Origin of the sequence: Burkholderia sp. M6-3 (genome assembly GCF_050858985.1) — a bacterium.
GTDB lineage: Bacteria > Pseudomonadota > Gammaproteobacteria > Burkholderiales > Burkholderiaceae > Paraburkholderia > Paraburkholderia caledonica.
This window is the reverse complement of sequence record NZ_CP110090.1, coordinates 1,063,218-1,088,774: the sequence shown is the minus strand read 5'-3', so window position 1 is coordinate 1,088,774 and position 25,557 is coordinate 1,063,218. Positions and strand designations below refer to the sequence as shown.

The window sequence follows — 25,557 nt, the reverse complement described above, 5'->3', positions numbered from 1 at the left end:
AATGCGGAAGGTGAGAGGCGTACCGGGAAGCGGGCGTCGTATCGCGCTCATGCGTCAAACTCGCGATACGTCGAATTGCGCCTTGCTGCCCTTGCCGTACACCTTGAGCGCACCCTTCTCGCCCACTGCGTTCGGCCGGTTGAAGATCCAGTTCTGCCACGCGGTGAGACGGCCAAAAATGCGCGTTTCCATTGTTTCGGGGCCGTTGAAACGCAGGTTCGCTTCGAGTCCGGTCAGCGCATCGGGAGACATTGCCGCGCGTTCCTCGAGTGCGATCCGAATCTCGTCGGCCCAATCGATGTCGTCCGGCGCTGCCGTGACAAGTCCCAAACGCTCCGCTTCGACCGGCTTGACCGCCTGTCCGATCAGCGAACGCACCGCGTCGAGCGGCGCCGCTTCTTCATAGAAGCGGCGTGCAAGCCGTGACTGGTGGGTAACCATCGGATAAAGACCGAAGTTCGCTTCCGACAGCGTAATGGCCGGCTCCTCTTCCTCATTGCCCGGCAATGCGGCCATGTACGAACGATCCGCCGCAAAAGCGAGTTCGGCAAAGGTGCCGGCGAAGCATGAGCCCGGTTCGATCAATGCAAATAACGAACGCGACGAAACGTCGATGCGCGCGAGCGTGCGGCGCAACAGGCCAATCGTCTCGCGTACGAACCAGTGGTCCTTGTGCTGCATCAACACGGCGTCGGCAGCGAGCACGTTGCGCGCGTCGCCTTCGGTTCGGAATATCCACGTGCCGACTTCAAGCTCGTTGGTGCGCATCGACAGGATGGCGTCGTCGAGTTCGCGAGCGAAATGCAACGGCCACCAGTTCGCGCCCGCCGCGACGACCGCATCGATATTCGTAGGCTGTTCGGTTTGCGGCGCTTTTGCGGTGAATGTCGCAATGCGTTTAGCGCGATCGATCGTGACGTCTAGCGTTTTATACGTGAGCCCGTCGTCGCGGTCCGTACGCTCGATGCGCGTGAGCATCACACCTTGCGCGTCGGAAGGACGATCGCTCTGGGCGGCGAGTTCGAGCGCGCGAGCCTGAATGGCCTGGTCGAACTTGTTCGGTTTGACCACCTCGTCCACGAGACGCCACGCTTTTGCCCGCTCGCCGCGAATGCCTTCGACCACGGTGCAGAAAATGTCGGCGCGGTCATGGCGCACCTTGCGTTTGTCAGTGACGCGCGTGAGTCCGCCCGTGCCGGGCAGCACGCCGAGCAACGGCACTTCCGGCAATGACACCGACGAAGAGCGGTCGTCCACCAGGTAGATCTCGTCGCACGCAAGGGCAAGTTCATAACCGCCGCCCGCACAGGCGCCGTTCACCGCCGCAAGAAATTTGAGGCCCGAATACCGCGACGAGTCTTCGAGTCCGTTACGCGTTTCGTTCGTGAACTTGCAGAAGTTGACCTTCCACGCATGCGACGAAAGACCGAGCATGAAGATGTTGGCACCGGAGCAGAACACGCGGTCCTTGAGACTCGTCAACACGACGGTTTTGACTTCCGGATGCTCGAAACGAATTCGCTGAATAGCGTCGTGCAGTTCGATATCCACGCCGAGGTCATACGAATTCAGTTTGAGCTTATAGCCGTCGCGAATGCCGCCGTCTTCCGCGATGTCGATACCGAGCGTGGCTACCGGGCCGTTGAAGCTCAGCTTCCAGTGCTTGTACTGCGAGGGATCGGTGCGGTAATCGACCGGCGCGATCGCGGCTTCTGCTGTGGACATGGGCGTCTCCTGACTTGGACATGCAAGTTGTTTCTAGAACAATAGTGCACTGTCCGACCCATGTAAAGCACTTTAATGCATCTTAGGGTGTTTCCCTGATCCCTCAATGCACGTCAGACAGCGCGCGCCTCATCGGGCGATTCGGCTGCGAGCCGCGCCGCAAGGCGGTCCCGCAGTTGCAGATAGGCGTCCGCCAAGGTTTTCTCGCTCGTGTCGAAGGTCATATCCGCGCGGCCATACAACTCGCTGCGGCCGGCCAGAATGCGCTTCAGGTCGTCCATCGCCTCCTTGTTGCCTGACATGGGCCGCAAATCGCCCTGCGCGACGACCCGGCGCATATGCTCCTCCGGCGCGGCCTGCAGCCAGACGGTGAAGCAATGCGACAGCAGCGCGTTGAACGTGCCGGACTCGGACACCAGCCCGCCCGGCGACGCAATCACCGCACGTTCGTGCTCCTGTATCACCGCTTCGAGCGCACGGTGTTCGTACCGCCTGTAAGCGCTCGCGCCATATAGCGAATGGATTTCCGCCGGCGGGCAGCCCGCCAGCTGCTCGATCACCCGCGTCAGCTCGACGAACGGCACCTTGCGCTCCTGCGCGAGCATGCGCCCGAGCGTCGACTTTCCGGCGCCGCGCAGGCCGATCAACGCGATCCGGTCCTTGCGATGCGGGTCGCGCGGCGCTTGCGCGAACATCTCGGCAAGTGCCATGCGCGCGCGCTGCAATGCAGCTTGGTCACGCCCGTGCAGCAGTTCGCGGATCAGCAACCATTCAGCAGAGGCAGTAGTCTCGTCGCCGATCACCTCGGCCAGCGGGCAGTTCAACGTGGCCGCGATCTGCCGCAACACCAGCACCGACGCATTGCCGACGCCCGATTCCAGATTCGCGAGATGCCGCTCCGACAAGCCGGTTTCGGCAGCCAGTGTCTTGCGCGTCATGCCGCGACGCGCGCGCAGCAGGCGCACGCGTTCGCCCATCGCGGTCAGAAACGGGTCGCGCTCCTCGCGCTCGCCGGTGCGCTCCCCGCGAGCGCTCTCCTCGCCGACGGTTTCGAGCGGCGACGAATCGGACGGCGAGTCGGACGATGAAGCAACGTTATTTCGGTTCATGTTTTCTACCTAGATCCAGCCATACATGTACTATAGTGCTTGACACACACTTAGTGAACGGTTAATTTTCGCCGAACATTGATCTCATACCAAGCTCGCCGCGATTCTTCGAGCGGCATTACGGAGACCGCGCAGCGCGTCACATGCACTAACGTGCGTGCGCACAGTCTGGAGACCCGCATGTCCCCATCCGATTTCCAGCGCCTGATAGCCGGCGTGACAGCGCAACTCGCGGGCCGGCCGCTGAACGCCGAACTCGCAGACTGGCTCAACAGCACTTATCCCGCAGACAGCCAGACCTTTCGCGATCTCGCCGCCGCATGCCGCGCGGGAGTCGCTGAAGGCTGGCTGTGCAACCGCGAGGGCGGCGGCATCCGTTACGGGCGCATCTTCAAAGCGCTGCCCGACACCCACGGCTTTTCCGTCGACGTGGTCGACATGAAGAACATCGCCGGCCCGCATCATGTTCATCCGCACGGCGAGATCGATCTCATCATGCCGCTGACAGAAGGCGCGACCTTCGACGGCCACCCTGCGGGCTGGTGCGTCTATCACGCAGGCTCCGCGCATCGACCCACGGTGGCGAACGGCCAGGCGCTCGTGCTCTATCTGCTGCCGCAAGGCGCAATCGAATTCACCGCTGCGTGAGTGCCGTCATGATCGAACTGCTGAAGAACCACGTAGCGGGCGAATGGGTCGCGGGAACCGGAGACGGACACACGCTGATCGATCCAGTAACGGGAGAAGCGCTCGTCCGCGTGTCCAGCGAAGGACTGGATCTCCCACACGCGTTCCGCTTTGCGCGCGATGAAGCCGGCGCGGCACTGCGCGCGCTGACCTATGCCGAGCGCGCCGCGCGTCTCGCCGATGTGGTCAAGCTGCTTCAGGCAAGGCGCGACGACTACTACGCGATCGCTCTCGCGAACTCCGGCACCACGCGCAACGACTCAGCGGTGGATATCGACGGCGGCATTTTCACGCTGTCGTACTACGCCAGGCTCGGAGCATCGCTCGGCAACGTGCATGCGCTGCGCGACGGCAACGCGAGCGCATTGAGCAAGGATCAATCGTTCAGCGTGCAGCACGTGCTCACGCCAACGCGCGGCGTCGCGCTCTTTATCAACGCATTCAACTTTCCGTCGTGGGGCTTGTGGGAAAAAGCGGCGCCTGCGTTGCTTTCCGGCGTGCCCCTCATCGTCAAGCCCGCGACCGCGACGGCGTGGCTCACGCAACGCATGATCGCCGATGTCGTCGACGCAGGCATCCTGCCACGCGGCGCGCTCTCCGTGATTTGCGGCGGCTCTGCGGGGCTGCTCGACCAGGTTCAGGCGTTCGATGTCGTGTCCTTCACGGGCTCCGCTGAAACGGCCGCATCGCTGCGCGCACACCCGGCTTTCGTCGCACGCGGCGCGCGGCTCAATGTCGAAGCCGATAGTCTGAACAGCGCCATTCTGTGTGCGGACGCCACGCCTGACACGCCCGCATTCGATCTTTTCATCAAGGAAGTCGTGCGGGAGATGACCGTGAAATCCGGGCAGAAATGCACCGCGATCCGGCGCGCGTTCGTTCCTGACGCGGCGCTCGATGCCGTCATCGATGCACTGAAAACGAAGCTCGCGAAGATCACCGTGGGCAATCCGCGCAACGACGCCGTGCGCATGGGATCGCTCGTGAGCCGCGCACAATACGAGAACGTGCTGGCGGGCATTGCTGCGTTGCGCGAGGAAGCGGTGCTCGCGTACGACGGGTCGGCCGCGCCGCTCATCGACGCCGATGCGGCTGTTGCTGCATGCATCGCGCCGCATCTGTTCGTCGTCAACGATCCGGATAACGCGACGCTGCTCCACGATGTCGAAGTTTTCGGACCCGTGGCGAGCGTGGCGCCATATCGCGTCGCATCCGGTGCCGGTGAACTGCGCGAAGCGCACGCGGTCAACCTCGCGCGGCGCGGACAGGGATCGCTCGTCGCATCGATCTATTCAAACGACGACGCGCACCTGGGCAGGCTTGCACTTGAACTGGCCGATTCGCATGGCCGCGTGCATGCGGTTTCGCCTTCCGTCGAGCAGAGTCAGACCGGCCACGGCAATGTGATGCCGATGTCGCTTCACGGCGGACCGGGACGCGCAGGCGGCGGCGAAGAACTCGGCGGTCTGCGCGCGCTCGGTTTCTATCACCGGCGTTCGGCGATTCAGGCGTCGGCAGCGGCAATCGATGCAGTTACGCAGCTAACCCATTCGCCCACGGCATGACGACTTGAAGATGAACACCACCTGACGGAAAAGCGCCCGCAGTAGCGCACGCAGACATTCAGCGGATCATGAGCACATAACAGCCGGACCGCCCCCACTCGATGGAGGAGACATATGGAAGCCCTGTTCGAACCGGCTGCAAGCCAGCCTGTCGTCACGGTCGAGCCGCCGCCCGCTCGCTTCAATTTCGCGGCTCATCTGTTCGCGTTGAACGCGCCGCGCGCGGCGAAAACCGCTTATATCGACGACAGCGGCCACACGACTTACGGCGAACTCGAAGATCGCGCACGGCGCTTCTCGAGCGCGTTACGCGGTTTGGGCGTGCATCCGGAAGAGCGTGTGCTGCTGGTGATGCTGGACACCGTCTCATTGCCCATCGCCTTTCTTGGCGCGCTCTATGCGGGCGTGGTTCCGGTGGTCGCCAACACGCTCCTCACGCCGGCCGATTACGTGTACATGCTCACGCATAGTCATGCGCGTGCGGTCATTGCGTCGAGCGCGCTGATCCCACATGTCACGCAAGCCATGGAGACGGCCGAGCACGATGGCTGCCAGCTCATCGTGTCAAACCGCGCGGCGCCAGCACCTGGAGGCGAGCCGCTCGCGGCACCGGTGCTGGAAGATCTGATCGACGCCGCGACGCCCGCATTGAAAGCTGCCACCACAGGTTGCGACGACATTGCCTTCTGGCTGTATTCGTCGGGTTCGACCGGCAAACCGAAGGGCACGGTCCACACGCATGCGAATCTTTACTGGACCGCCGAGTTGTACGCGAAGCCGGTGCTGGGCATTGTCGAAAGCGATGTGGTGTTCTCCGCGGCGAAGTTGTTCTTTGCATATGGGCTGGGCAACGCATTGACCTTTCCGCTTTCTGTCGGCGCCACTGCTGTGTTGATGGCCGAGCGCCCCACCGCCGACGCCGTTTTCTCCCGCCTCACGCGCCACCTTCCGACCGTTTTCTATGGCGTGCCGACGCTTTACGCGAGCATGCTCGTGTCGCCAAATCTACCTGCGCGCGACGATGTCGCGATGCGCGTTTGCACCTCCGCTGGCGAGGCATTGCCGCGGGAGATCGGCGAACGGTTTACGCGGCACTTTGGCTGCGAAATTCTCGACGGCATCGGCTCGACGGAGATGCTGCATATCTTCCTGTCCAATCGCGCGGGCGAAGTCGAATATGGCACGACCGGTCGCCCTGTGCCTGGTTACGAAGTGGAGTTACGCGACGACAGCGGTCGCGCGGTCGGCGACGGTGAAGTGGGCGATCTCTTTATCAAAGGCCCGAGTGCCGCGCTGATGTACTGGAGCAACCGCGAAAAAACGCGAGCCACTTTTCTCGGCGAGTGGATTCGCAGCGGCGACAAGTACAGCCGTTTGCCGAATGGCTGCTATGTGTATGCGGGCCGCAGCGACGACATGCTGAAAGTCAGCGGCCAGTATGTGTCGCCGGTCGAAGTGGAAATGGTGCTGGTGCAGCATGACGCAGTGCTCGAAGCGGCCGTTGTCGGCGTCGATCATGGCGGCCTTGTGAAAACTCGCGCGTTCGTCGTATTGAAGCGCGAGTTCCCACCGTCTGAGATACTGGTGGATGAGCTGAAGGCGTTCGTGAAAGACCGGCTCGCTCCGCACAAGTATCCACGCGATATCGTGTTCGTCGACGACTTGCCGAAGACCGCCACCGGAAAAATCCAACGCTTCAAACTGCGCGAACAGTCATAAGGTGATACATGCAGAATGCCGCTGTCGAGACGCCCGCTAGCCATTTCGCCGACTTGCCCGCCACGGCATCGCACGGGCCGCTGCGCATCGAATATCGCTGGTTGAACGGTGCACCCGCCGAAGCAACTGGCAACGCAACGAGCCATGCGCCAATAGCCGTCTTTCTTCACGAAGGACTCGGCTCGATCGCCATGTGGCGCGACTGGCCACAATCGTTGTGCGAGCGGCTCGGCATGCGTGGACTCGTGTACTCGCGTCCCGGTTATGGTTTGTCGACACCGCGTCCCCACCACGTCAAATGGCCGGTCGACTTCATGAGCGACCAGGCGCGCGATATTTTGCCCGCGCTGCTGGACGAACTCGGCATCGGCCTGCACGAACGGCGGCGCATGTGGGTCATTGGACACAGCGACGGCGGCTCGATCGCGCTGCTTTATGCGGCGTTGCATCCCGACGCGCTGGCGGGTGCGGTGGCCATCGCGCCGCACGTATTCGTCCAGGAGTTATCGGTGCAAAGCATCGCGCAGACGAAGCAGCTTTACGAAAGCACCGACCTGCGCGACAAGCTCGCCCGCTATCACGCGGACGTCGATTCCGCTTTCTATGGCTGGAACGATATCTGGCTGGACCCCGCATTCCGCGACTGGTCGATTGCGCAGCAGCTCTCGACGATCAGCAAGCCATTGCTCGCCCTACAAGGCCACGACGACAACTACGGCACGATGGCTCAGATCGACATCATTCCCGAGTACGCGCCGCATGCCGAACTCGTCAAGCTCGACGCTTGCGGACATTCGCCACACCGCGATGCGCCAGACCGGTTGAACGAGGCAATCGCGGAGTTCGTGTCGCGACACCGGTAGCCGCAGGTTGCCGCTTGCCGGCACGCAACGGGCGAGGCGACAGCCTCTATCCCCATTTGTCACCAAATCCCCAAATTTCCAAAACTTCACAAAACTTACACAGGTAAGCGGATATTCTCTTCGCACCGCTGACCTGGGCACACCGATGCCCGCGCGTTCCCCGTGCCGGAGACATCGCTATGTCCTATGCATCGAAGCCGTTCAGTGCCTTGCATCGCAAACGTTTGGCCATTGCGCTCGTGGCGCTGCCACTGTCCGCGCTGATGGTCGCCTGCGGCAATGACGACGCCAAGGCGCCGGATACGGGCAACGCGAGCTCCGCGCTGAATGCCACCGATCAGAGCAACACCGCCGTCCTGTCGGCCAATCCCCTTTCTGCATCGCCCTCGCCTGCCGCCGTCACGATTCAAAGCCCAGCACTACCTGCATCAAGCGCCGATCCTGCATTGTCCGCCGCCGCTTCGACGCCCCTCGCCACACCTGTAATCCATACCGTTGACTGAGTCCCGCGCTTCACGCGCCGCTCATGCCTGCCGCGCTGCGTGGATCGTTTCCCCACTGAAGACACGAAAGCACATACCATGACCTCAAAAAATCGTCGTGATTTTCTACGCTCTGCCGCGCACGCGGCCGGTTCCGTCACCGCGCTGAGCATGCTGCCGCAAGGCATTCGCAACGCGCTCGCCATTCCGGCGAACAACAAGACCGGCACGATCCGCGACGTCGAACATATCGTGGTGCTGATGCAGGAAAACCGCTCGTTCGACCACTACTTCGGCACGCTCAAGGGTGTCCGCGGTTTCGGCGACACGCGCGCGGTCAATCTGCCCAATGGCAAGCCGGTGTGGTATCAACCGCTTGCCGCGGATCTCGGCTATGTGTTGCCGTTTCGCCCGAGCGCGCCGAACCTCGGACTGCAGTTCCTGCAAGACCTCGCGCACGACTGGAACAGCACGCACGCCGCGTGGAACGGCGGCCGCTACGATCAGTGGGTGCCCGCCAAAAGCGCGACCACCATGGCCTACCTCACGCGCGAGGACATTCCTTTTCACTATCAGCTCGCCGACGCTTTCACAATCTGCGACGCCTACCATTGCTCGCTAATGGGCCCGACGGACCCAAACCGCTACTACATGTGGGCAGGCGGTGTAGGCAACGACGGCACCGGCGGCGGACCCGTGATCGACAATTCCGAGCTCGGTTACGGCTGGTCGACCTATCCGGAAGTGCTGCAAAACGCAGGCATTTCGTGGAAGATCTATCAGGACATCGGCACCGGCCTCGACGCCAAAGGCTCGTGGGGCTGGACTCAGAACGCCTACATCGGCAACTACGGCGACAACTCGCTGCTTTACTTCAACCAGTACCGCAACGCACAGCCGGGCAACCCGCTGTACGAGAACGCGCGCACCGGCACGAATGCATTGAAGGGCGACGGCTACTTCGACATTCTCAAGCGCGATGTGCAGAACAACGCGCTGCCGCAAGTCTCGTGGATCGTTGCACCGGAAGCCTATTCCGAGCACCCGAACTGGCCTGCGAACTACGGCGCGTGGTACATCGACCAGGTCTTGCAGATCCTGACGTCGAATCCCGAGGTGTGGAGTAAGACGGTACTCCTGATCAATTACGACGAGAACGACGGCTTCTTCGACCACATGGTGCCGCCGTGCGCGCCGAGTTCGAGCGCGAATGGCCTCTCCACTGTCGACACTGTCAACGAGATCTATCCGGGCGATGCAAAGAACGTCGCCGCGCCGTACGGCCTCGGCCCGCGCGTGCCGATGCTCGTCGTCTCGCCGTGGTCCAAAGGCGGCTATGTTTGCTCGGAGGTGTTCGATCATACGTCGGTAATCCGCTTCATCGAACAGCGCTTCGGCCAACAGCACAATCTCGGCGAGCCGAACATCTCGCCGTGGCGACGCGCCGTGTGCGGCGACCTGACGTCGGCCTTCAATTTCAGCAACCCGAACGACGCCTTCCCGACGTTGCCGAGCACGACCGGCTATGTGCCGCCCGATCAGAACCGTCATCCGGATTACGTGCCGCTGCCGCCTGCGGTCCAGGCAGTCCCGCGCCAGGAACCCGGCGTGCGCCCGGCTCGCGCGCTGCCGTATGAAATGTTCGTGCGAGTACATGGCGAAGGTGCCGACAAAACGTTGACCATGCGCTTCGTCAATACGGGCAGCGCGGGCGCCGTGTTTCTGGTCTATCGCGCAAATAGCCTGGCCGCGCCGCGCACGTACACGGTCGAGGCCGGCAAGCGCTTGCAGGATCAGTTCCCGCTCAATGCGGACGGCACTTACGATTTCACCGTGCACGGTCCGAACGGATTCTTGCGCCGCTTCACCGGCCGGCCGATTGCGCGCAGCTGGTGGGACGGCTCGGATATCGCGCGCCCGGAAGTACTCGAAGGCTACGACGTCGTGAACGGCAACCTGCAACTGCGCCTTGAAAACGTGGGCAGCGCGCATTGCAAGTTCACGATCGTCAATGCGTACGACCCGAAGCACACGATCAAACGTGTGGTGCGCGGCGGCGATACGGACGAGCTTTACCTCGATCTTCGCAATGCGCACGGCTGGTACGACCTGGCGATCACCGTCGACACCGACCCGCTGTTTGCCCGCCGTTTTGCAGGCCACGTGGAGACGGGCAAGAGCAGCATGAGCGATCCTGCGCTGGGCGCCTGAGCGAGCGCGAACACCGACGCATGAGAACGGCCGCTGCGATAAAAAGCAGCGGCCGTTTTTTTAAATCGTAGTGCACGTTGGCCGTATTTGAATCCTTATCTTCAGACGAATCGCGCGATGCACCGTGTGAAAACACTGGCGCACATGCGCTCAAGTCTTTCCGTTAGTAAGCCGTATACCCCGTATGAGGCGCCCGCCTCAATCACTACGGCTCAATGCTCATCCGAAAGACTTCCACCATGTTCACATCCATTCGCGCGCGGATCGTTGCGCTGTGCGTCGCCATCGTCGTGGTGGCACTTGCTGCCAATGCGGTCCTTAATTATGTGGTCGCGAATTCGTATAACGCCGACGCCATCGACAGCAGTTTGACGGCAGTCGAGAGCGGCCATGCAGCCGGTATCAGCGACTGGGTTGCCGCCAATAGCCAGATGGTCGACTCGCTGCAGGACGCGGTGCTTCAACCCGACCCGTCGCCGGCACTCAAGCAGATCGCCACTGCTGGCAAGTTCACCAACGTGTATGTTGGCTACGCAGACAAGACAGCAAAGTTTTCCGACCCGACCGGCATTCCCCCCGACTACGATCCGACCGGGCGGCCCTGGTACAAGCAGGCCGTCGCAGCAGGCAAGCCGGTGGCAACGCCGCCCTATGTCGATGTCGGCTCGGGTAAGCTGGTGGTCGCGTTCGCCGCGCCCGTTGTACGCGACGGCACCGTCAAGGGCGTGGTGTCCGGCGACGTCGCAATGGACAGCGTGATCGCCAACGTGAAGTCGATCCACCCGACCCCCGCGAGCTTCGGCATGTTGATCGACGCGAGCGGCAATATCGTCGCGCATCCGGATCCAAAGCTCACGTTGAAGCCGGTGTCCGATCTGGCGCCTGGCCTCGCCGGCGACAAGCTCGCCGCGCTCTTTAGCGCGCAACGTCCGGTGCAGATGGACGTCAGCGGCAGCTCGAAACTGTTGCGCGCGCAATCCATTCCGGGCACCAACTGGTACGTGGTCGTCGCGCTCGACAAAGCGGAGGCAACCGCCGGGATGCGTTCGCTGCTGACCGCGTCGGTGGTCGCGCTGATCGTGATTGCGGGCATTGCGGCGGCTATTGTCGCGGCGGTCACCGCGGTTTCGTTCCAGCGTCTGTCGAAAGTACGCGATGCAATGGACGACATCGGTTCCGGCGAAGGCGATCTGACGCAACGCCTGCCTGCCATCGGCAACGACGAAGTCGCGCAGATCGCCCGTTCGTTCAACACATTCATCGACAAACTGAGTCACGTGATGCGTCAGATTCGCGATGCGAGCGAGTCGGTGCGCGTGGCCGCCAATGAAATTGCAGCGGGCAACGTCGATCTGTCCGGACGCACCGAATCGGCTGCGGCGAGCTTGCAGGAAACCGCAGCGTCGATGGAAGAGATCACTTCCACGGTCACCCAATCGGCGAGCGCCGCGAAGCAGGCCGACACGACCGCAGTTTCCGCATCGCGGGTCGCTTCGCGCGGCGGCGTGGTCATCTCCGAAGTGATTACGACGATGGGCGAGATCGAACATGCGTCGGTGAAGATCTCCGACATCATCGGCGTGATCGACGGCATTGCTTTCCAGACCAATATTCTTGCGCTAAACGCTGCGGTTGAAGCTGCCCGCGCCGGCGAACAGGGTCGCGGCTTCGCGGTCGTGGCGGGCGAAGTGCGCAGCCTCGCACAACGCAGCGCGCAAGCCGCCAAGGAAATCAAGGCGCTGATCGAAGCCACGGTCGCGAGTGTGAGTTCAGGCTCGGGACAGGTGCGCCAGGCGGGCGAAACGATGACGGAGATCGTGAGCAACGTCGCCAACGTGACCACGATCATTTCCGAAATCACGCAAGCCGCCAATGAGCAGACTCGCGGCATTCAGGAAGTGAACCGCGCGGTGAGCCAGCTGGACGAAATGGTTCAGCAGAACGCCGCGCTCGTCGAACAGTCGACGGCAGCTGCCGCCGCATTGCAATCGCAGGCGGTGAGCCTCGCGAGCGCGGTTACGCAGTTCAAGCTCGACTAGACGAGCCGAAAAAACCGGTGGCGCGGGCTTACGACTCGAAGTCGAGCCCGCCTATCAGTGCCACCGGATCGGCCTGGGTGTGCGACAGAAAATCGAGGTCGCGCGCATGATGCCACGCCGCCAGCTTTCGCGGCAGCGCGGCCAGATAACGAGAGAAACGCGCCTGCCCTTCTTCTTTCATGAGCCTCTCGATCTCGTCGCTGTCCCACGTGAGATATAGATTCAACGGATGCGCAAACTGGGCGATATGCTCGAGCGGCGCCGCGTGAATGCGCAGGCGCGTGGGATGGCCAGGGCCTTCATACGGCAGTATTTCCGTGTGCACGGTGGTAGCGAAGCACGCGGCGATGGCCTCGGCGATGCGAGGCGCGAACTCTTCATCGAAACGGGCGGCATTCTCTGGACGCATCTGATTCTCCGACATGCTGCGCAATGAGCGAAGCATCGTAGCATGTACTACGCGGCCCGCTGCAAGCACTCAGCTCGGCGCCGCCTAGCCCACGCGCCTCGTTTTACGCGCGCGATTGCCGCGCCGCCGGATCACGTAACTCACGAGCGCAGCAAGCGCCGCCGTCGCCGCATAGCCTCCCAGGCGAATAGCCTGCTCGGCGGGCAGGCGCGCGATCAGCATCGCCACAATGATGCTTGCGAGCACGACGAGAAATGCGATTGTCCACTTCATTCCGGTCTCCGCTGACGTTCACGACGTTCGTGACGTTCTTTAAGTTCGTGGCGTACTGTTGCACGGCTCGTGCACGCTCTTTTTTCACAGCATACTCGCCAGAGCTACACGAAGGGACAATTGTGGTCGGCCGAAAACCCGCGGGCTACGAAGCGCCGCCTCTTCCGCTTGCCCGCGCCTGCGCCAGAATGAACTCGATGAAAGTTGCCGCCGCGCGAGTGTGGTGCCGGTTCGGCATGTAAAGCATGTACATGTTCGTACCGAAGATACTCAGGCGCCATTCGTCGAGCGTAGTTACGGCATCGCCGCGTTTCAGATCATCTTGCACCACATAATCCGGCAAGATGCCGACGCCTAGCCCTGCAAGTACCGCTTGCCGCAAAAACAGAAAGTTCTCGGAGATGATTGTCGGTTCGAGCAGCACCTCGTGCCGTTCGTCACCGAGATAGGCGGCAACCCGCAATTGACGGCCCACCACCGCCGCCGTAATCAATGGCGTGGTGCGCAGATCGTCGAGTTGCATGGGCATGCCGTGGTTTTCCGCGAACGCGCGCGATGCACAGGCAACGTATCTGACCGGTCCCATATCGCGCGCCACGAGATTTTGCGGCGGCTCGGACATGACCCGCACGGCAATGTCCACTTCGTCGCGCATCAGGTCTTCCACGCGGTTCTCGAACAACACATCGAGAACGATGCCTGGATAGCGACGCTTGAACTCGATCAACCACTCGGACATGACGAGTTGACCGTAACCGCTCGGCACGCTCAGGCGCACCCGCCCCTGCAGGCTTTGCCCGAGCGTCGTCACCGATTCGCGCGCAGCCAGCAACGCGTTCTGAATCGCGCGGCCATGCTCATATAGCTGTAGACCGATTTCAGTGGGTTCGACGCGACGCGTGGTGCGCCGAACGAGCTGCACGCCCACCGAGCGTTCCAGCTGGTTCAGGTGATAGCTCACGTTCGCGCGGCTCATTTTCAGGCGCCTCGCCGCCTCGCTCAGATTACCTGCGTCGAGAATCTCCACCAGCAAAGTCAGCGAATGGACGTCCACAACTGCGCCTTTGTCAAAGTTATTTTGACAGTCTGTCAACCGTTCATGTGATTGTCAATGAACCTTGACCACTCCACAATCAGGACAATTCGCGGGCGCGGGATGCCGCCGACGCGCCCAGACAATCAGCCAGGAGACGACACGCCATGAGCTTCACCACTTCAACCGACGTCGTGACACGCGAATTGCGTGGCAAGGTGCTGCTCGTCACGATCGATCACGCGCCCGTCAACGCGCTCTCTGCCGACGTGCGGCGCGGACTGCTCGCCGCGATCGAAGCCGCCGACAGCGACCGTTCGGTGCAAGCCGTGCTGATTGTCGGCGCGGGCCGCAACTTCATTGCCGGCGCGGACATTCGCGAGTTCGGCAAGCCACCGGTGCCGCCGTCGCTGCCGGACGTGTGCAACCGCATTGAAGCGTGTACGAAACCAGTCGTCGCGGCGATTCACGGTGCGGCGCTCGGCGGCGGTCTGGAAGTGGCGCTCGCCGCGCATTACCGGATCGCCGTAGACGGGGCGAAGCTCGGCTTGCCCGAGGTCCAACTCGGATTGCTGCCCGGCGCGGGCGGCACGCAGCGCACGCCGCGCCTGATCGGCGCCCAGGCGGCGCTCGACCTGATGTTGAGCGGTCGCCATGCAACCGCGCAGGAAGCACTGGCGTTAGGGCTCGTCGACCGGCTTGGCAGCAGCGACGACATCCTCGCGGAAGGTCTCGCCTATGTTCACGAATTGCTTGCGGGTCATGCGCCGGTGCGCCGCACGCGTGACGCCACCGCGTTGAACGACCGGGCCGCGAACCTCGCCGTCGTCGCTACGGCACGCGCCGAGACCACAAAAAAATCGCGTGGTCTGTTTTCACCGCTAAAGATCGTCGATGCAGTCGAAGCGGCAATCACGCAGCCTTTCGAAGACGGCTTGCGCCGCGAGCGCCAACTCTTTCTCGAATGCCTCGACAGTCCGCAGCGCGCGGGCCTCGTTCATGCGTTTTTTGCGGAGCGCGAAGTGCTGAAAGCGCCCGAGACGCGCGACACGAAGCCGCGTGCGCTGAACGCGATTGGCGTCGTCGGCGGCGGCACGATGGGTGCGGGCATTGCCGTCGCAGTGCTCGACGCGGGCCTGCCCGTGACGATGATCGAGCGCGATGAAGCATCGCTCGCCCGGGGCCGCGCGCACATCGAAAAGGTCTATGACGGCCTGATTGCCAAGGGCCGCATGAGTGACGAGAAAAAGGCTCAACTCATGGCGCGCTGGACCGGCAGTACTTCATACGACGCACTCGCCAACGCGGACCTCGTGATCGAGGCCGTGTTCGAAGATCTGTCGGTCAAGCAGGCCGTGTTTGCCGAACTCGACCGCGTGTGCAAGCCGGGCGCCGTGCTCGCAACCAACACGTCGTATCTGGACATCGACGCGATTGCAGCCAGCATCTCGCGCCCCGCCGATGTGATCGGTCTGCACTTCTTCTCGCCGGCCAACATCATGAAGCTCCTTGAAGTAGTCGTGCCGAAAGCCGTCAGCGCCGACGTGGTCGCCACCGCATTCGAGCTTGCAAAGAAGCTGCGCAAGACACCGGTACGCGCAGGCGTGTGCGACGGCTTCATTGGCAACCGCATTCTCGCCGTCTATCGCAGTGCCGCCGACGCGATGATGGAAGACGGCGCGTCGCCCTATCAGATCGATGCAGCAGTACGCGCGTTCGGCTTCCCGATGGGACCGTTTCAGGTGGTGGATCTCGCTGGCGGTGACATCGGCTGGGCAGCGCGCAAACGGCGCGCAGCGACGCGTAATCCGGCGGCCCGCTATGTGCAGATTGCCGACCGTCTGTGCGAGCGAGGCTGGTTTGGTCAAAAAACGGGGCGCGGCTTTTATCTGTACCCCGAAGGATCGCGCAGCGGTCAGCCCGATCCGGAAGTCGAGGCGATCATCGACGCCGAGCGCGTGAGAGCCGGCATCACCCCGCGCGAATTCTCCGACGACGAGATCATTCGCCGCTACATGGCTGCGATGATCAATGAAGGAGCGAACGTCGTACATGAACGGATTGCGCTGCGACCGCTCGACGTCGACGTGACCTTTTTATACGGCTACGGTTTCCCGCGTTATCGCGGCGGCCCGATGAAATATGCGGATATGGTCGGCCTGCCGCGTATTCTCGCGGACATCCGCGAATTTGCGAAAGAAGACCCATTGTTCTGGCGAGCTTCGCCCTTGCTGATTGACCTGGTCGAGCGCGGCGCGGATTTTGCGAGCCTCAATCACGCGGCATGAAGCGGCTCGCTTTTCAGCGCAGCCGTTGAACATCACGAAGGAACAGTCATGGATCTGAACTTCACACTCGAAGAAGAAGCCTTTCGCGCAGAGGTGCTTGCGTTTTTGCGCGACAAACTTCCACAGCACCTCGCCGACAAGGTGCATGGCGGCCGGCGCCTCACGCGCGACGACATGGCCGGGTGGCATGCGATTCTGAACGAGCGCGGCTGGCTCGCAAATCACTGGCCGGCAGAATACGGCGGACCGGGTTGGACCGCAGTGCAGAAGTTCATCTTCGAAAACGAATGTGCGCTGGCCGGAGCGCCGCGCATCGTGCCGTTCGGCGTCAACATGCTCGGACCGGTGTTGATCAGATACGGCCGTGAAGCGCAGAAGCGGTATTGGCTGCCGCGTATTCTCGAGGGTTCCGATTGGTGGTGCCAAGGCTACTCCGAACCCGGCGCAGGGTCCGATCTCGCTTCGGTCAAGACCACTGCCGTGCGCGGCGTCGACGCCGACGGCGAGCACTACATCGTGAACGGCCAGAAGACCTGGACCACGCTCGGCCACTACGCGAACATGATCTTCTGTCTCGTGCGCACCGCAACCGACGTACGCAAGCAGGAAGGCATCAGCTTCCTGCTGGTCGATATGAAAACGCCGGGCGTCGAAGTGAGGCCGATCATCACGCTCGATGGCGAGCATGAAGTGAACGAGGTATTTTTCACCGACGTGCGAGTGCCAGCTGAGAACCTCGTCGGTGAGGAAAACAAAGGCTGGACGTACGCCAAATATCTACTCACGTACGAGCGCACGAATATTGCCGGCGTAGGGTTCTCCGTCGCGGCGTTCAACCGGCTGCGCAAGATTGCGGCGAAACAGCAGCGCAACGGCCGGCCGCTTTGCGAAGATCCGGCATTCGCGGCGCGCATGGCACGCGTCGAAATAGATCTGGAGAACATGAAGACGACCAACTTGCGCGTGATTGCGGCAGTAGCAGGCGGCGGCGTGCCGGGTGCCGAGAGTTCGATGCTGAAGATTCGCGGCACGGAGATTCGCCAGGAAATCTCGTCGCTGACGCGCCGCGCGATGGGGCCGTATGCGCAGCCGTTCATCGAAGAAGCATTGCACGACAGTTATCAAGGGGCACCGGTTGGTCCCGAAGAAGCGGCGAGCGCGGCGTCGCTGTATTTCAACAACCGCAAGCTGTCGATTTTCGGCGGCTCAAACGAAATCCAGAAGAACATCATTTCTAAAATGATCCTCGGACTGTAGGAGACGCACGTCATGAATTTCCAGCACACCGAAGATCGCCGCATGCTTGCGGATACGCTGAACCGCTTCGTCAGCGAGCAGTACGGGTTCGAGACGCGCGACAGGATCGCCCGCTCGCCTCAAGGTTTTAGCCCTGAACTGTGGAGTCGTTTCGCAGAGCTGGGTATTATCGGCGCCCTCTTCGATGAAGCGAACGGCGGCTTTGGTGGCGGCGGATTCGACATTGCGGTGGTGTTCGAGAGCTTGGGCCGCGGCCTCGTGGTCGAACCGTTCCTCGATACGCTTGTTGTGGGACAGGCCGTCGCACGAAGCGGCAACGCCACGCAACGCGCTCTGCTGGGCGAATTGATCGACGGCTCGCGTATCGCCGCACTCGCGCATGGCGAACCCGGCGGCCATTACGAACTCTCGCGTGTCACCACGCGCGCCCAACGCGAGGGCAACGGGTGGCAATTGAATGGCGCTAAAGCAGTCGTGCATTACGGTGAGCACGCCGCACTCTTCCTCGTGTCTGCGCGGACCGTCGGCGACGACGATTCAGAGGAAGGCATAGCGCTCTTTCTCGTGCCTCGGGACGCAGCGGGTGTCAGCGTGCGAGGCTATCCGAAGATTGACGGCGGACGCGCGGCCGAAGTCACGTTCGACAATGTCAAACTCGGCGAAGAATCGCTGCTTGGCGCGGAAGGTGCGGGTTTCCCGACGCTCGAGTATGCGATTGCATGTGGTGTGCTCGCGTTGTGTGCAGAAGCCGTCGGCGCGATGGACGTCGCTAAAGACTACACGCTCGACTACCTGCGCACGCGCAAGCAGTTCGGCGTGGCGATAGGCAGCTTCCAGGCGCTGCAACACAGAATGGCCGACATGCTGCTGGAAATCGAGCAGGCGCGTTCAGCGGTAATCAATGCTGCAGCAGCGCTCGGTGCACAGCGCACGGTGCGGGAGCGTGCGGTGTCGGCGGCGAAGTACAGCATCGGCAGGATCGGCGCACTGGTCGCACAAGAGAGCATTCAACTGCACGGCGGCATAGGCATGACGTGGGAGTTGCCGCTCGCTCATTATGCGAAGCGGCTTGTGATGATCGATCATCAGCTTGGAGATGAGGATCATCACCTGGATAGATTCGTGCGCTTGGGACGTGAGTAAAGTCATAACCGTGTCTGTGATTGACTCACGCCACCCCGTTCACTCATCGATAGCTGCGTGCAGGTACTGTTCCTGGCGAGCAACGTGCATTGACCGATAACCGGGCGCAGTAGATGCCGTTGCCTCGGGTCCAATGTAACGCAGCGCCGCGGGCGCTTGCACAATGTCCAGCAGCGGTTCCAATACGAAGCTCCAGGAACCCTGGTTCTTGGACTCTTCCTGACACCACACCACGCTCTTCAGATTCGGATAGCGCCGTAACTGCGCGCTGATTTGCTTCGCGGGGAACGGATACAACTGTTCAACGCGAATCAACGCGATGTTGTCCCTTTGCGCCTTGCGCCGACGCTCCAGAAGCTCGAAGTAGACCTTGCCCGAACACAGAATCACGCGGTCGATTCTGGACGCCGCTTCTGCAGTCGGCGACTCGGCAAGGATCTCATTGAATCGGCCGGTGGCGAGATCGTCGAGGCTGCTGACCGCCTCGGGGTGGCGCAAAAGCGATTTCGGCGTCATGACAATGAGCGGAACGCGCTCGGCGAGCACCGCCTGCATACGCAGCAGGTGGAACATCTGGGCGGGCGTTGTAGGCTGACACACTCGCATATTGTCCTGCGCGCAAAGTTGCAGATATCGCTCTAGCCGCGCGGACGCGTGCTCCGGCCCTTCTCCTTCCTGACCGTGCGGCAGCAGCATCGTTACGCCGCTATGTTGCCCCCACTTTGCCGCGCCTGCCGACAGGAAGTTGTCGATCACAACCTGCGCGCCGTTAGCAAAGTCGCCAAACTGCGCTTCCCACAATACGAGCGAGTTCTGCCGAACAACGGAGTACCCGTACTCGAAACCGAGAACCGCAGCCTCGGACAAAACCGAGTTCGTGACCGAAAACCGCCCCTGGCGTTCGGATACATGGTGAAGCGGCACGTAGGTGCCTTCTCCGCGAATCGACCGGTTCTGATCATGCAGTACCGCGTGACGATGGCTGAATGTGCCGCGCTCGCTGTCCTGCCCGCTCAGGCGCACGTCGATGCCCGCGGAGAGTAAAGAGGCGAAAGCCATATGCTCGGCCATCCCCCAGTCCAGCGGACGCTTGCCTTCCGCCATGTCCCGGCGAGCCGACATGACTCTTGCAACTAGCGGATGCAGCGAGTATTGCTCGGGCACTTCGGTGATCTTGTGCGCCAGCGTCTCCACCAGGCCCGGCAATGGTGGAGCGTAATAGATCCGGCCCACGTTTCCATCGAGTAGTTGCGGCCAGTTCGCTTCATCGTTCTTCTGGTCGACTGGCTTCTGCTCTTCGGCGCTCTGCGCGGCATCAAGACGCTCACGGTACTCGTGAACATACTTCTCGACGTCCTCAGCCGCCAGAAGCCGCTCGTCGAGAAGCTTCTCGGCATAGACGGTACGAACGCCGGGGTGGCCGACAATGGACCGATACATCAGCGGTTGCGTGATGTTCGGCGTGTCCTGTTCCTGGTGGCCGTGGCGGCGGAAGCAGACGAGTTCAATAACGACGCTCTTGTGAAACGTCGCTCGGAAGTCGATTGCAAGACGTGTCGCGGCAACCACCGCTTCGGGGTCGTCGCCGTTGACGTGCAGGATCGGTGCTTCGATCATCTTCGCGATGTCGGTGCTATAGAACGATGAGCGAACGTCTCTCGGATCAGACGTAGTGAAGCCAACCTGGTTGTTCACCACTATATGAATCGTGCCGCCCGTGCCGTAGCCCTTCGTGTTGGAAAGATTCATCGTCTCCATGACGATGCCCTGACCTGAAATAGCGGCGTCGCCGTGAATCTCGACAGGCAGAACAGCGGCCGAACCTTGCCCCAATACTTCGGCGCGCGCCCGGGCAATACCTTGAACGACCGGATTGACTATTTCGAGGTGCGACGGATTAAACGCGAGGGTGACTTCGGCAAGACCGGTTGCCGTGGGCAACTGGCCAGTAAAGCCTTTGTGATATTTGACGTCGCCGGCCGGGAGAAGATTCGCCGTTTTGCCTTCGAACTCATCGAATAACGCAGCCGGCGGTTTGCCGACAATATTGACGAGAACGTTCAGACGCCCACGATGTGCCATGCCGAGAATAGAACTTCTGACTCCTTTCGTGGCGCCGTACGCAATCAACTCGTCGAGCAGCACAATAAGCGACTCGCCACCTTCGAGAGAAAAGCGCTTTTGACCGACATAGCGGGCGTGCAGGTATTTTTCCAGGCCCTCGGCAGCCGTGAGCCGCTCGAGAATGTGCAGCTTGTCACCCTTATCCAGTGTCGCTTTCGAACGTGACGACTCGAGGCGCATTGGCCACCAGTTGCGCTGATCCGGATCGGCAAGATGCATGAACTCTGCGCCGAGCGTCCTGCAATAGGTTTCTGTCAGCGCCTGCACCAGATCGCCGAGGGTTGTATCGTCGTCCGCGAAATAGGTGCCTGACGTGCTGAATCTCGTGTTCATGTCCGCGTGGGACAGATCGTAGTAGCTCGGGTTTAATTCAGGCACTGGCGCGGGTGCGGTCCACCGCAGCGGGTCGAGATGAGCATTGCGGGTACCGACCATTCGATACGCAGAAATCAACGCCTGTACCGCGACTTGCTTGCGGGCGAAACTGAGTACGTCGCTTTCTGAGCGCCCGCCCGTTTGCGTGTGCCTCGCCAACTCGACGAAGCGCGACACGACTGGCGCATGGGCGACGTCGCCCGCGTCCGATCCATCGAGCGCCGGCACTTCCTGCAACGCGTCGAAATATCCGCGCCACTCGTCCGATACCGTTTTCGGGTCGGCAAGGTAGGTTTCGTATTGCTCCTCCACGTAAGGAGCGTTGCCTCCAAAAAGAAAGGAGGTGTTGCGGTTGCGCATCATCATGATGACTCTGTCCTCAATCGGGCCCACGCCCGGTGTCCGCGAAAAATCTGGCTATGGCGGCACCGTTGCCGTCTTGACCAGGCCATTGCATTCACAGGTACACGAAGACAAAGATCCGACTGCGAAAGGAGGCAACGTTCATCGCCATCCTGCTCGCGTCGACTTGTGCAAAACCTGATGACTTAAGTCACCAGATCCCTGTGCTCGCCAGGACCAGCAGTCTTTTGACCACTGATGAGAACAGTTTAGGTTCTAAGGGTTATGACTGACGCACTCGCTTCAACGGTTTCGGGACATTTCACGCTCGTTTCTGGCCAGCACTGCGCCAGATCGCAACCTCATTCAATGCGCGGGATAAATCCCGGGTTGCCGGTCTTCACGACCTGGTTGAACCGCTGCCTGGTCTCGATGCGATTGATCTCGTCAAAGGCATCGGCGGGAAGGGCTGAAATGTCGAAATTTTCGCGGGCACGCGCGGCGGTCTTCGGCGTCGTCAGGACGGCGGTGCCACGCTGCACCGCCCATGCAAGCAGTACCTGTGCAGGCGTCTTGCCGATCCGCGCAGCAATCCTTGAGACGACCGGATCTTCGAGCGGCCCGGGTCTTATTCCGTGACCTAACGGCGCAAACGCCAGAAACACGATCTCTCTTTTCTTGCAGAACTCCAGGAGTTCGTTTTCTGGAAGATAAGGATGCGCCTCGACCTGAACCACGGCCGGCTTGATTCTTGCCGATTCATAGAGCGGTACCAGATCATCGAGGCCGATGTCGGACAGACCGATCGCGCGACATCTTCCCCCGTCGACCAGATCTTCCATCGCCCGCCATGTATCGAGCAGGGTTACTCCTTCGTCGTAGAGGACGTTTCCATTTGCGTCACGGGGATCCTGCTCATCTCCCGCCTGGAATGCGAACGGCGTATGAATAAGATAAAGATCCAGATAGTCGAGTCGAAGCCTTTCAAGGCTTGCGTCGAAAGCCGGTTTGACACGCTCCGGGCGATGATTCGAATTCCATAGCTTCGTGGTCACGAAGATTTCTTCGCGTGCGATTCCTCCCGCTGCAAGTCCCGCTTGTAACGCTTCGCCCACCTCGCGCTCGTTGCGATAGCGCTCCGCACAATCGAAGTGCCGATAGCCCGCTTCCAGCGCGTCTTTCGTGGCGCTTGTCGTGATGGCAGCATCTGCGATCAGCGTGCCAAAGCCGATTGCGGGCATCGAGCCGCCTCCGTGGTTCAGCGCAATTCTTTTGAGCCGGAAATCGCAAGGCTCGATCATGACGATACCTCCGCATTGAGTGGCGCCACACAGGTTCCGCAACCGGGCACTCCGGTCGTGGCAGAGAGTCAGGGCCAATGTCACGCATCGAACCTGGAGCGAAGACTGTGCCTTCGCAATTGTTCAACGCTCGTCTCGACTTCCAGCATAGGACGATTTGTGAAGAACACCGGACGATTTCGACGAAGAGAAGAGACGCGATGCGCCGCGCGCCGCAGTCACAAATGCAAGCTGACCTGCCTGGCAAATTCGCGGATCACCTCTTCATTGCGCGATAGAAAGACCCACTGGCCTACTCGCGTCGGCACCACAAGCTGCGCCTCCACCAGGCTTGCAACGTGCGCCGAGACCGTAGACTGCGATAGACCGCTGCGCGCGTGAATCGCGTTCGGTGGTACGCCGTGACTGAAATCGATGTGACCCTGTGCAAAAACTTCGTCCGGCGTCTTCAACCACGCGAGAATCTGTCGCCGGAAGGGATTCGCTAGCGCCTTATGAATCAGGTCGACGTCAATCATGGCGTTTTGCCGAGAATGAAAATAGAAAGCATCGAAAGCATGCTCAGAACATGTCCGCGGCCTGAAGGCGCACTGCCCCTTCCTTTCCCGGTTCCGGATCGGACCGCGACGGTATGAACGGCCCTGTGATCATGTTCGAATAGCTTTGACCCGGACCTACCATTGGAAATACGTCGGCGTTCTGATCGATCATCACTTCCAGAAAGGCGGGTCCCTCGAACGCCACGAATGCTTTCAGTTTCTCCTCGAGTTCGCTCGCCGTTTCGACGCGACGGGCAAACTCGAAGCCGTCCGCTCGCGCCGCCATCACAAAGTCCTTGCGATGAAGAGCCTTGTCGCTCACGAAAGTGCGTCCTTCGTAAAAGAGACGCTGCCACTGGCGGATCATCCCGTCACCGCGATTGTTGAGCAGCAAGACCTTTACCGGGACGCCATACGTGCTGGCCGTTTCGAGTTCTCCAGCGTTCATGCGGATACTGCCGTCACCGTCGATGTCGATAACCAGTGCATCAGGGCGCGCCAGTTGAGCGCCGATCGCCGCGGGCAGACCAAAGCCCATCGTGCCCATGCTGCCCGAGGTGAGAAAGCTTCGAGGCTCGGTGAACTGGTAGAACTGCGCGGTCCACATTTGATGCTGGCCTACACCTGTGCTGATGATTGCGCGCCCACCGGTGATCTCGCTGAGCTTTTCAATCACACGCTGCGGCTGAATCAGCGGGTTGCTACGGTCATAGTTCATCCCGTGGCGCTGCCTCAGTTCCGTCACCCAGCCGATCCATCCGGAGGACGACAGAGCAATGGACTCGTGCTCCATCAATGCACGCAATGCCTGCCTCGCGTCGCCTATGTGACTCCAGTGCGCGCGCTTGACCTTGTTGATCTCCGCCTCGTCGATGTCGATATGTGCGACGTGGCGCGCGCCTGCGGCGAACATGTCGGGTCGGCCGCCGGCGACCCGGTCGTCGAATCGTGCGCCCACCGCAATCAGGAAGTCGCAATCTTCAACCGCGTAATTCGCGCAGGCGGCGCCGTGCATGCCGAGCATGCCGAGCGATAGCGGGTGTTGCGCAGGTATCGCGCCAAGACCCATCAACGTCGTCACGACCGGGATCTCGTAACGCTCCACGAACTGACGCAGTTCGGCCGTTGCTCCTGCCGCGATAACACCGCCGCCCACATACAGGAGCGGTCGCTCGCTTTGTCTGAGGAGATCGAAGAACTGGGCGCCCTTTTGCTCGTCAAGGCGAGCACCGTTAGCTACCAATCGCAACCGGTCGGAGTAGCCGCGAAAGTGCAAGGTGCCTTGCCCGTGATATTGACCGACCCAGTTCTGGATGTCCTTTGGCACATCTACCACGACCGGGCCAGGGCGGCCGGTGCGCGCGATTTCGAATGCCGTGCGCAATGTCTGTTCGAGTTTGGCGGGATCGGTGACGAGAAACACCTGTTTGGCGCAGGCCGACATGATGTTGAAGACCGGCGCCTCCTGGAAAGCGTCGCTGCCGATTGCCGCACGCGGCACCTGCCCGCATATGAGGACGACGGGAATCGAATCGCCGTTACAGTCGGCGATCGGCGTGACTGCATTGGTCGCGCCAGGCCCGGACGTCACCATGAACACACCTACTTTTCCGCTCGCGCGCGCATAGCCGGCCGCCATGAAACCCGCCGCCTGTTCGTTGGCCGGCACGACGAATTTGATCTGACGCTCGGGGTTTGCGGCATGTGATTCATTGAAACGGAACACTGCGTCGTAAGTCGGCAGGATCGCGCCGCCGCTATATCCGAATAGCGTATCGACGCCCTGCTCCGCAAGTACGCGCAGGATAATGTCGGCGCCCGACATTGGTTCGCCGGGAAGCGTTGGTGCCGGACAGACTTTTGAAGCAACGTTCGGATGGGTGGTCATGGCTGACTCGTGTGGAGAACCGCCGTGGGATCAACGGCCAGGTCTTACCGGCGATGGGCCGGAAGAACATGAAGTCGATTCTGCCAACGATCCAGACAGCACGCTCAACGATGCAGGCGCTCTACGGGCCAAAAGAGAACACATCCGGGCCACCGCATCGCCACAGCGTTGCGGAAAAGGAAACG

At 61.3% G+C, this 25,557-nt stretch carries 19 protein-coding genes; 10 read left to right on the top strand and 9 right to left on the bottom strand.

Translation table 11 applies throughout. The features are described from left to right. Nucleotides 1-54: 54 nt before the first annotated feature. Complete coding sequence (gene boxC / locus OH764_RS04710; RefSeq protein WP_498848203.1) at nucleotides 55-1,725, bottom strand: benzoyl-CoA-dihydrodiol lyase; 1,671 nt, start codon at nucleotides 1,723-1,725, stop codon at nucleotides 55-57. Nucleotides 1,726-1,838: 113 nt separating this feature from the next. Then, the gene (locus tag OH764_RS04705) at nucleotides 1,839-2,834 is read right to left on the bottom strand and encodes a helix-turn-helix transcriptional regulator (protein WP_498848202.1); all 996 of its coding nucleotides are present in this window, start codon (nucleotides 2,832-2,834) and stop codon (nucleotides 1,839-1,841) included. A gap of 180 nt (nucleotides 2,835-3,014) precedes the next feature. Here OH764_RS04705 and OH764_RS04700 point away from each other — a divergent pair, with 180 nt between their 5' ends. From OH764_RS04700 to OH764_RS04670, 7 genes are all read left to right on the top strand, one after another. Beyond that, entirely contained in the window at nucleotides 3,015-3,482 is a 468-nt protein-coding gene (locus OH764_RS04700; protein WP_498848201.1) for a DUF4863 family protein, read from the top strand. Between the two features lie 8 nt (nucleotides 3,483-3,490). Beyond that, entirely contained in the window at nucleotides 3,491-5,086 is a 1,596-nt protein-coding gene (locus OH764_RS04695) for an aldehyde dehydrogenase family protein (RefSeq protein ID WP_498848200.1), read from the top strand. 114 nt (nucleotides 5,087-5,200) lie between these two features. After that, nucleotides 5,201-6,805 carry an acyl-CoA synthetase family protein gene (locus tag OH764_RS04690; RefSeq protein ID WP_498848199.1) on the top strand — a complete coding sequence of 535 codons (1,605 nt, stop codon included), beginning with the start codon at nucleotides 5,201-5,203 and terminating at the stop codon, nucleotides 6,803-6,805. An 8-nt stretch (nucleotides 6,806-6,813) separates the two neighbouring features. After that, nucleotides 6,814-7,668 carry an alpha/beta fold hydrolase gene (locus tag OH764_RS04685; protein WP_498848198.1) on the top strand — a complete coding sequence of 285 codons (855 nt, stop codon included), beginning with the start codon at nucleotides 6,814-6,816 and terminating at the stop codon, nucleotides 7,666-7,668. A gap of 179 nt (nucleotides 7,669-7,847) precedes the next feature. Further along, nucleotides 7,848-8,171, top strand: a complete 324-nt coding sequence (locus tag OH764_RS04680) for a hypothetical protein (RefSeq protein ID WP_498848197.1) — start codon at nucleotides 7,848-7,850, stop codon at nucleotides 8,169-8,171. 78 nt (nucleotides 8,172-8,249) lie between these two features. Then, the gene (locus tag OH764_RS04675) at nucleotides 8,250-10,361 is read left to right on the top strand and encodes a phosphocholine-specific phospholipase C (RefSeq protein WP_498848196.1); all 2,112 of its coding nucleotides are present in this window, start codon (nucleotides 8,250-8,252) and stop codon (nucleotides 10,359-10,361) included. A 239-nt stretch (nucleotides 10,362-10,600) separates the two neighbouring features. Beyond that, nucleotides 10,601-12,400, top strand: coding sequence for a methyl-accepting chemotaxis protein (locus tag OH764_RS04670; RefSeq protein ID WP_498848195.1), 1,800 nt, complete (start codon nucleotides 10,601-10,603; stop codon nucleotides 12,398-12,400). A gap of 28 nt (nucleotides 12,401-12,428) precedes the next feature. Here the strand turns inward: OH764_RS04670 and OH764_RS04665 are convergent, their stop codons facing one another. From OH764_RS04665 to OH764_RS04655, 3 genes are all read right to left on the bottom strand, one after another. Then, nucleotides 12,429-12,809: a DUF5594 family protein gene (locus OH764_RS04665; RefSeq protein WP_498848194.1), complete on the bottom strand. Its 381-nt coding sequence runs from the start codon at nucleotides 12,807-12,809 to the stop codon at nucleotides 12,429-12,431. Nucleotides 12,810-12,893: 84 nt separating this feature from the next. Next, complete coding sequence (locus tag OH764_RS04660) at nucleotides 12,894-13,082, bottom strand: hypothetical protein (RefSeq protein ID WP_498848193.1); 189 nt, start codon at nucleotides 13,080-13,082, stop codon at nucleotides 12,894-12,896. Between the two features lie 145 nt (nucleotides 13,083-13,227). Continuing rightward, nucleotides 13,228-14,136: a LysR family transcriptional regulator gene (locus tag OH764_RS04655; protein ID WP_498848192.1), complete on the bottom strand. Its 909-nt coding sequence runs from the start codon at nucleotides 14,134-14,136 to the stop codon at nucleotides 13,228-13,230. Nucleotides 14,137-14,282: 146 nt separating this feature from the next. On the opposite strand from OH764_RS04655, the gene OH764_RS04650 reads away from it, so the two are divergent. From OH764_RS04650 to OH764_RS04640, 3 genes are read left to right on the top strand one after another with little or no spacing between them, the layout of a single operon-like run. Continuing rightward, nucleotides 14,283-16,403 carry a fatty acid beta-oxidation multifunctional protein gene (locus tag OH764_RS04650; RefSeq protein ID WP_498848191.1) on the top strand — a complete coding sequence of 707 codons (2,121 nt, stop codon included), beginning with the start codon at nucleotides 14,283-14,285 and terminating at the stop codon, nucleotides 16,401-16,403. Nucleotides 16,404-16,451: 48 nt separating this feature from the next. Continuing rightward, nucleotides 16,452-17,660 (top strand): acyl-CoA dehydrogenase family protein, encoded by a 1,209-nt coding sequence (locus tag OH764_RS04645; RefSeq protein WP_498848190.1) that lies wholly within the window; start codon nucleotides 16,452-16,454, stop codon nucleotides 17,658-17,660. A 12-nt stretch (nucleotides 17,661-17,672) separates the two neighbouring features. After that, nucleotides 17,673-18,803: an acyl-CoA dehydrogenase family protein gene (locus tag OH764_RS04640; protein WP_498848189.1), complete on the top strand. Its 1,131-nt coding sequence runs from the start codon at nucleotides 17,673-17,675 to the stop codon at nucleotides 18,801-18,803. 39 nt (nucleotides 18,804-18,842) lie between these two features. Here the strand turns inward: OH764_RS04640 and OH764_RS04635 are convergent, their stop codons facing one another. The 4 genes from OH764_RS04635 to ilvB form a co-directional block, all read right to left on the bottom strand. Then, on the bottom strand, nucleotides 18,843-21,668 hold the full coding sequence (locus OH764_RS04635; RefSeq protein WP_498848188.1) for a 2-oxoglutarate dehydrogenase family protein: 2,826 nt from the start codon (nucleotides 21,666-21,668) through the stop codon (nucleotides 18,843-18,845). 338 nt (nucleotides 21,669-22,006) lie between these two features. Continuing rightward, nucleotides 22,007-22,945, bottom strand: a complete 939-nt coding sequence (locus OH764_RS04630) for an aldo-keto reductase family protein (protein WP_498848187.1) — start codon at nucleotides 22,943-22,945, stop codon at nucleotides 22,007-22,009. Nucleotides 22,946-23,163: 218 nt separating this feature from the next. Continuing rightward, on the bottom strand, nucleotides 23,164-23,463 hold the full coding sequence (locus OH764_RS04625; protein WP_027775524.1) for an ArsR/SmtB family transcription factor: 300 nt from the start codon (nucleotides 23,461-23,463) through the stop codon (nucleotides 23,164-23,166). A 43-nt stretch (nucleotides 23,464-23,506) separates the two neighbouring features. Continuing rightward, a complete protein-coding gene (gene ilvB, locus OH764_RS04620; protein ID WP_498848186.1) occupies nucleotides 23,507-25,372 on the bottom strand; it encodes an acetolactate synthase large subunit family protein in 1,866 nt (621 codons plus the stop codon). Between the last annotated feature and the right edge of the window lie 185 nt (nucleotides 25,373-25,557).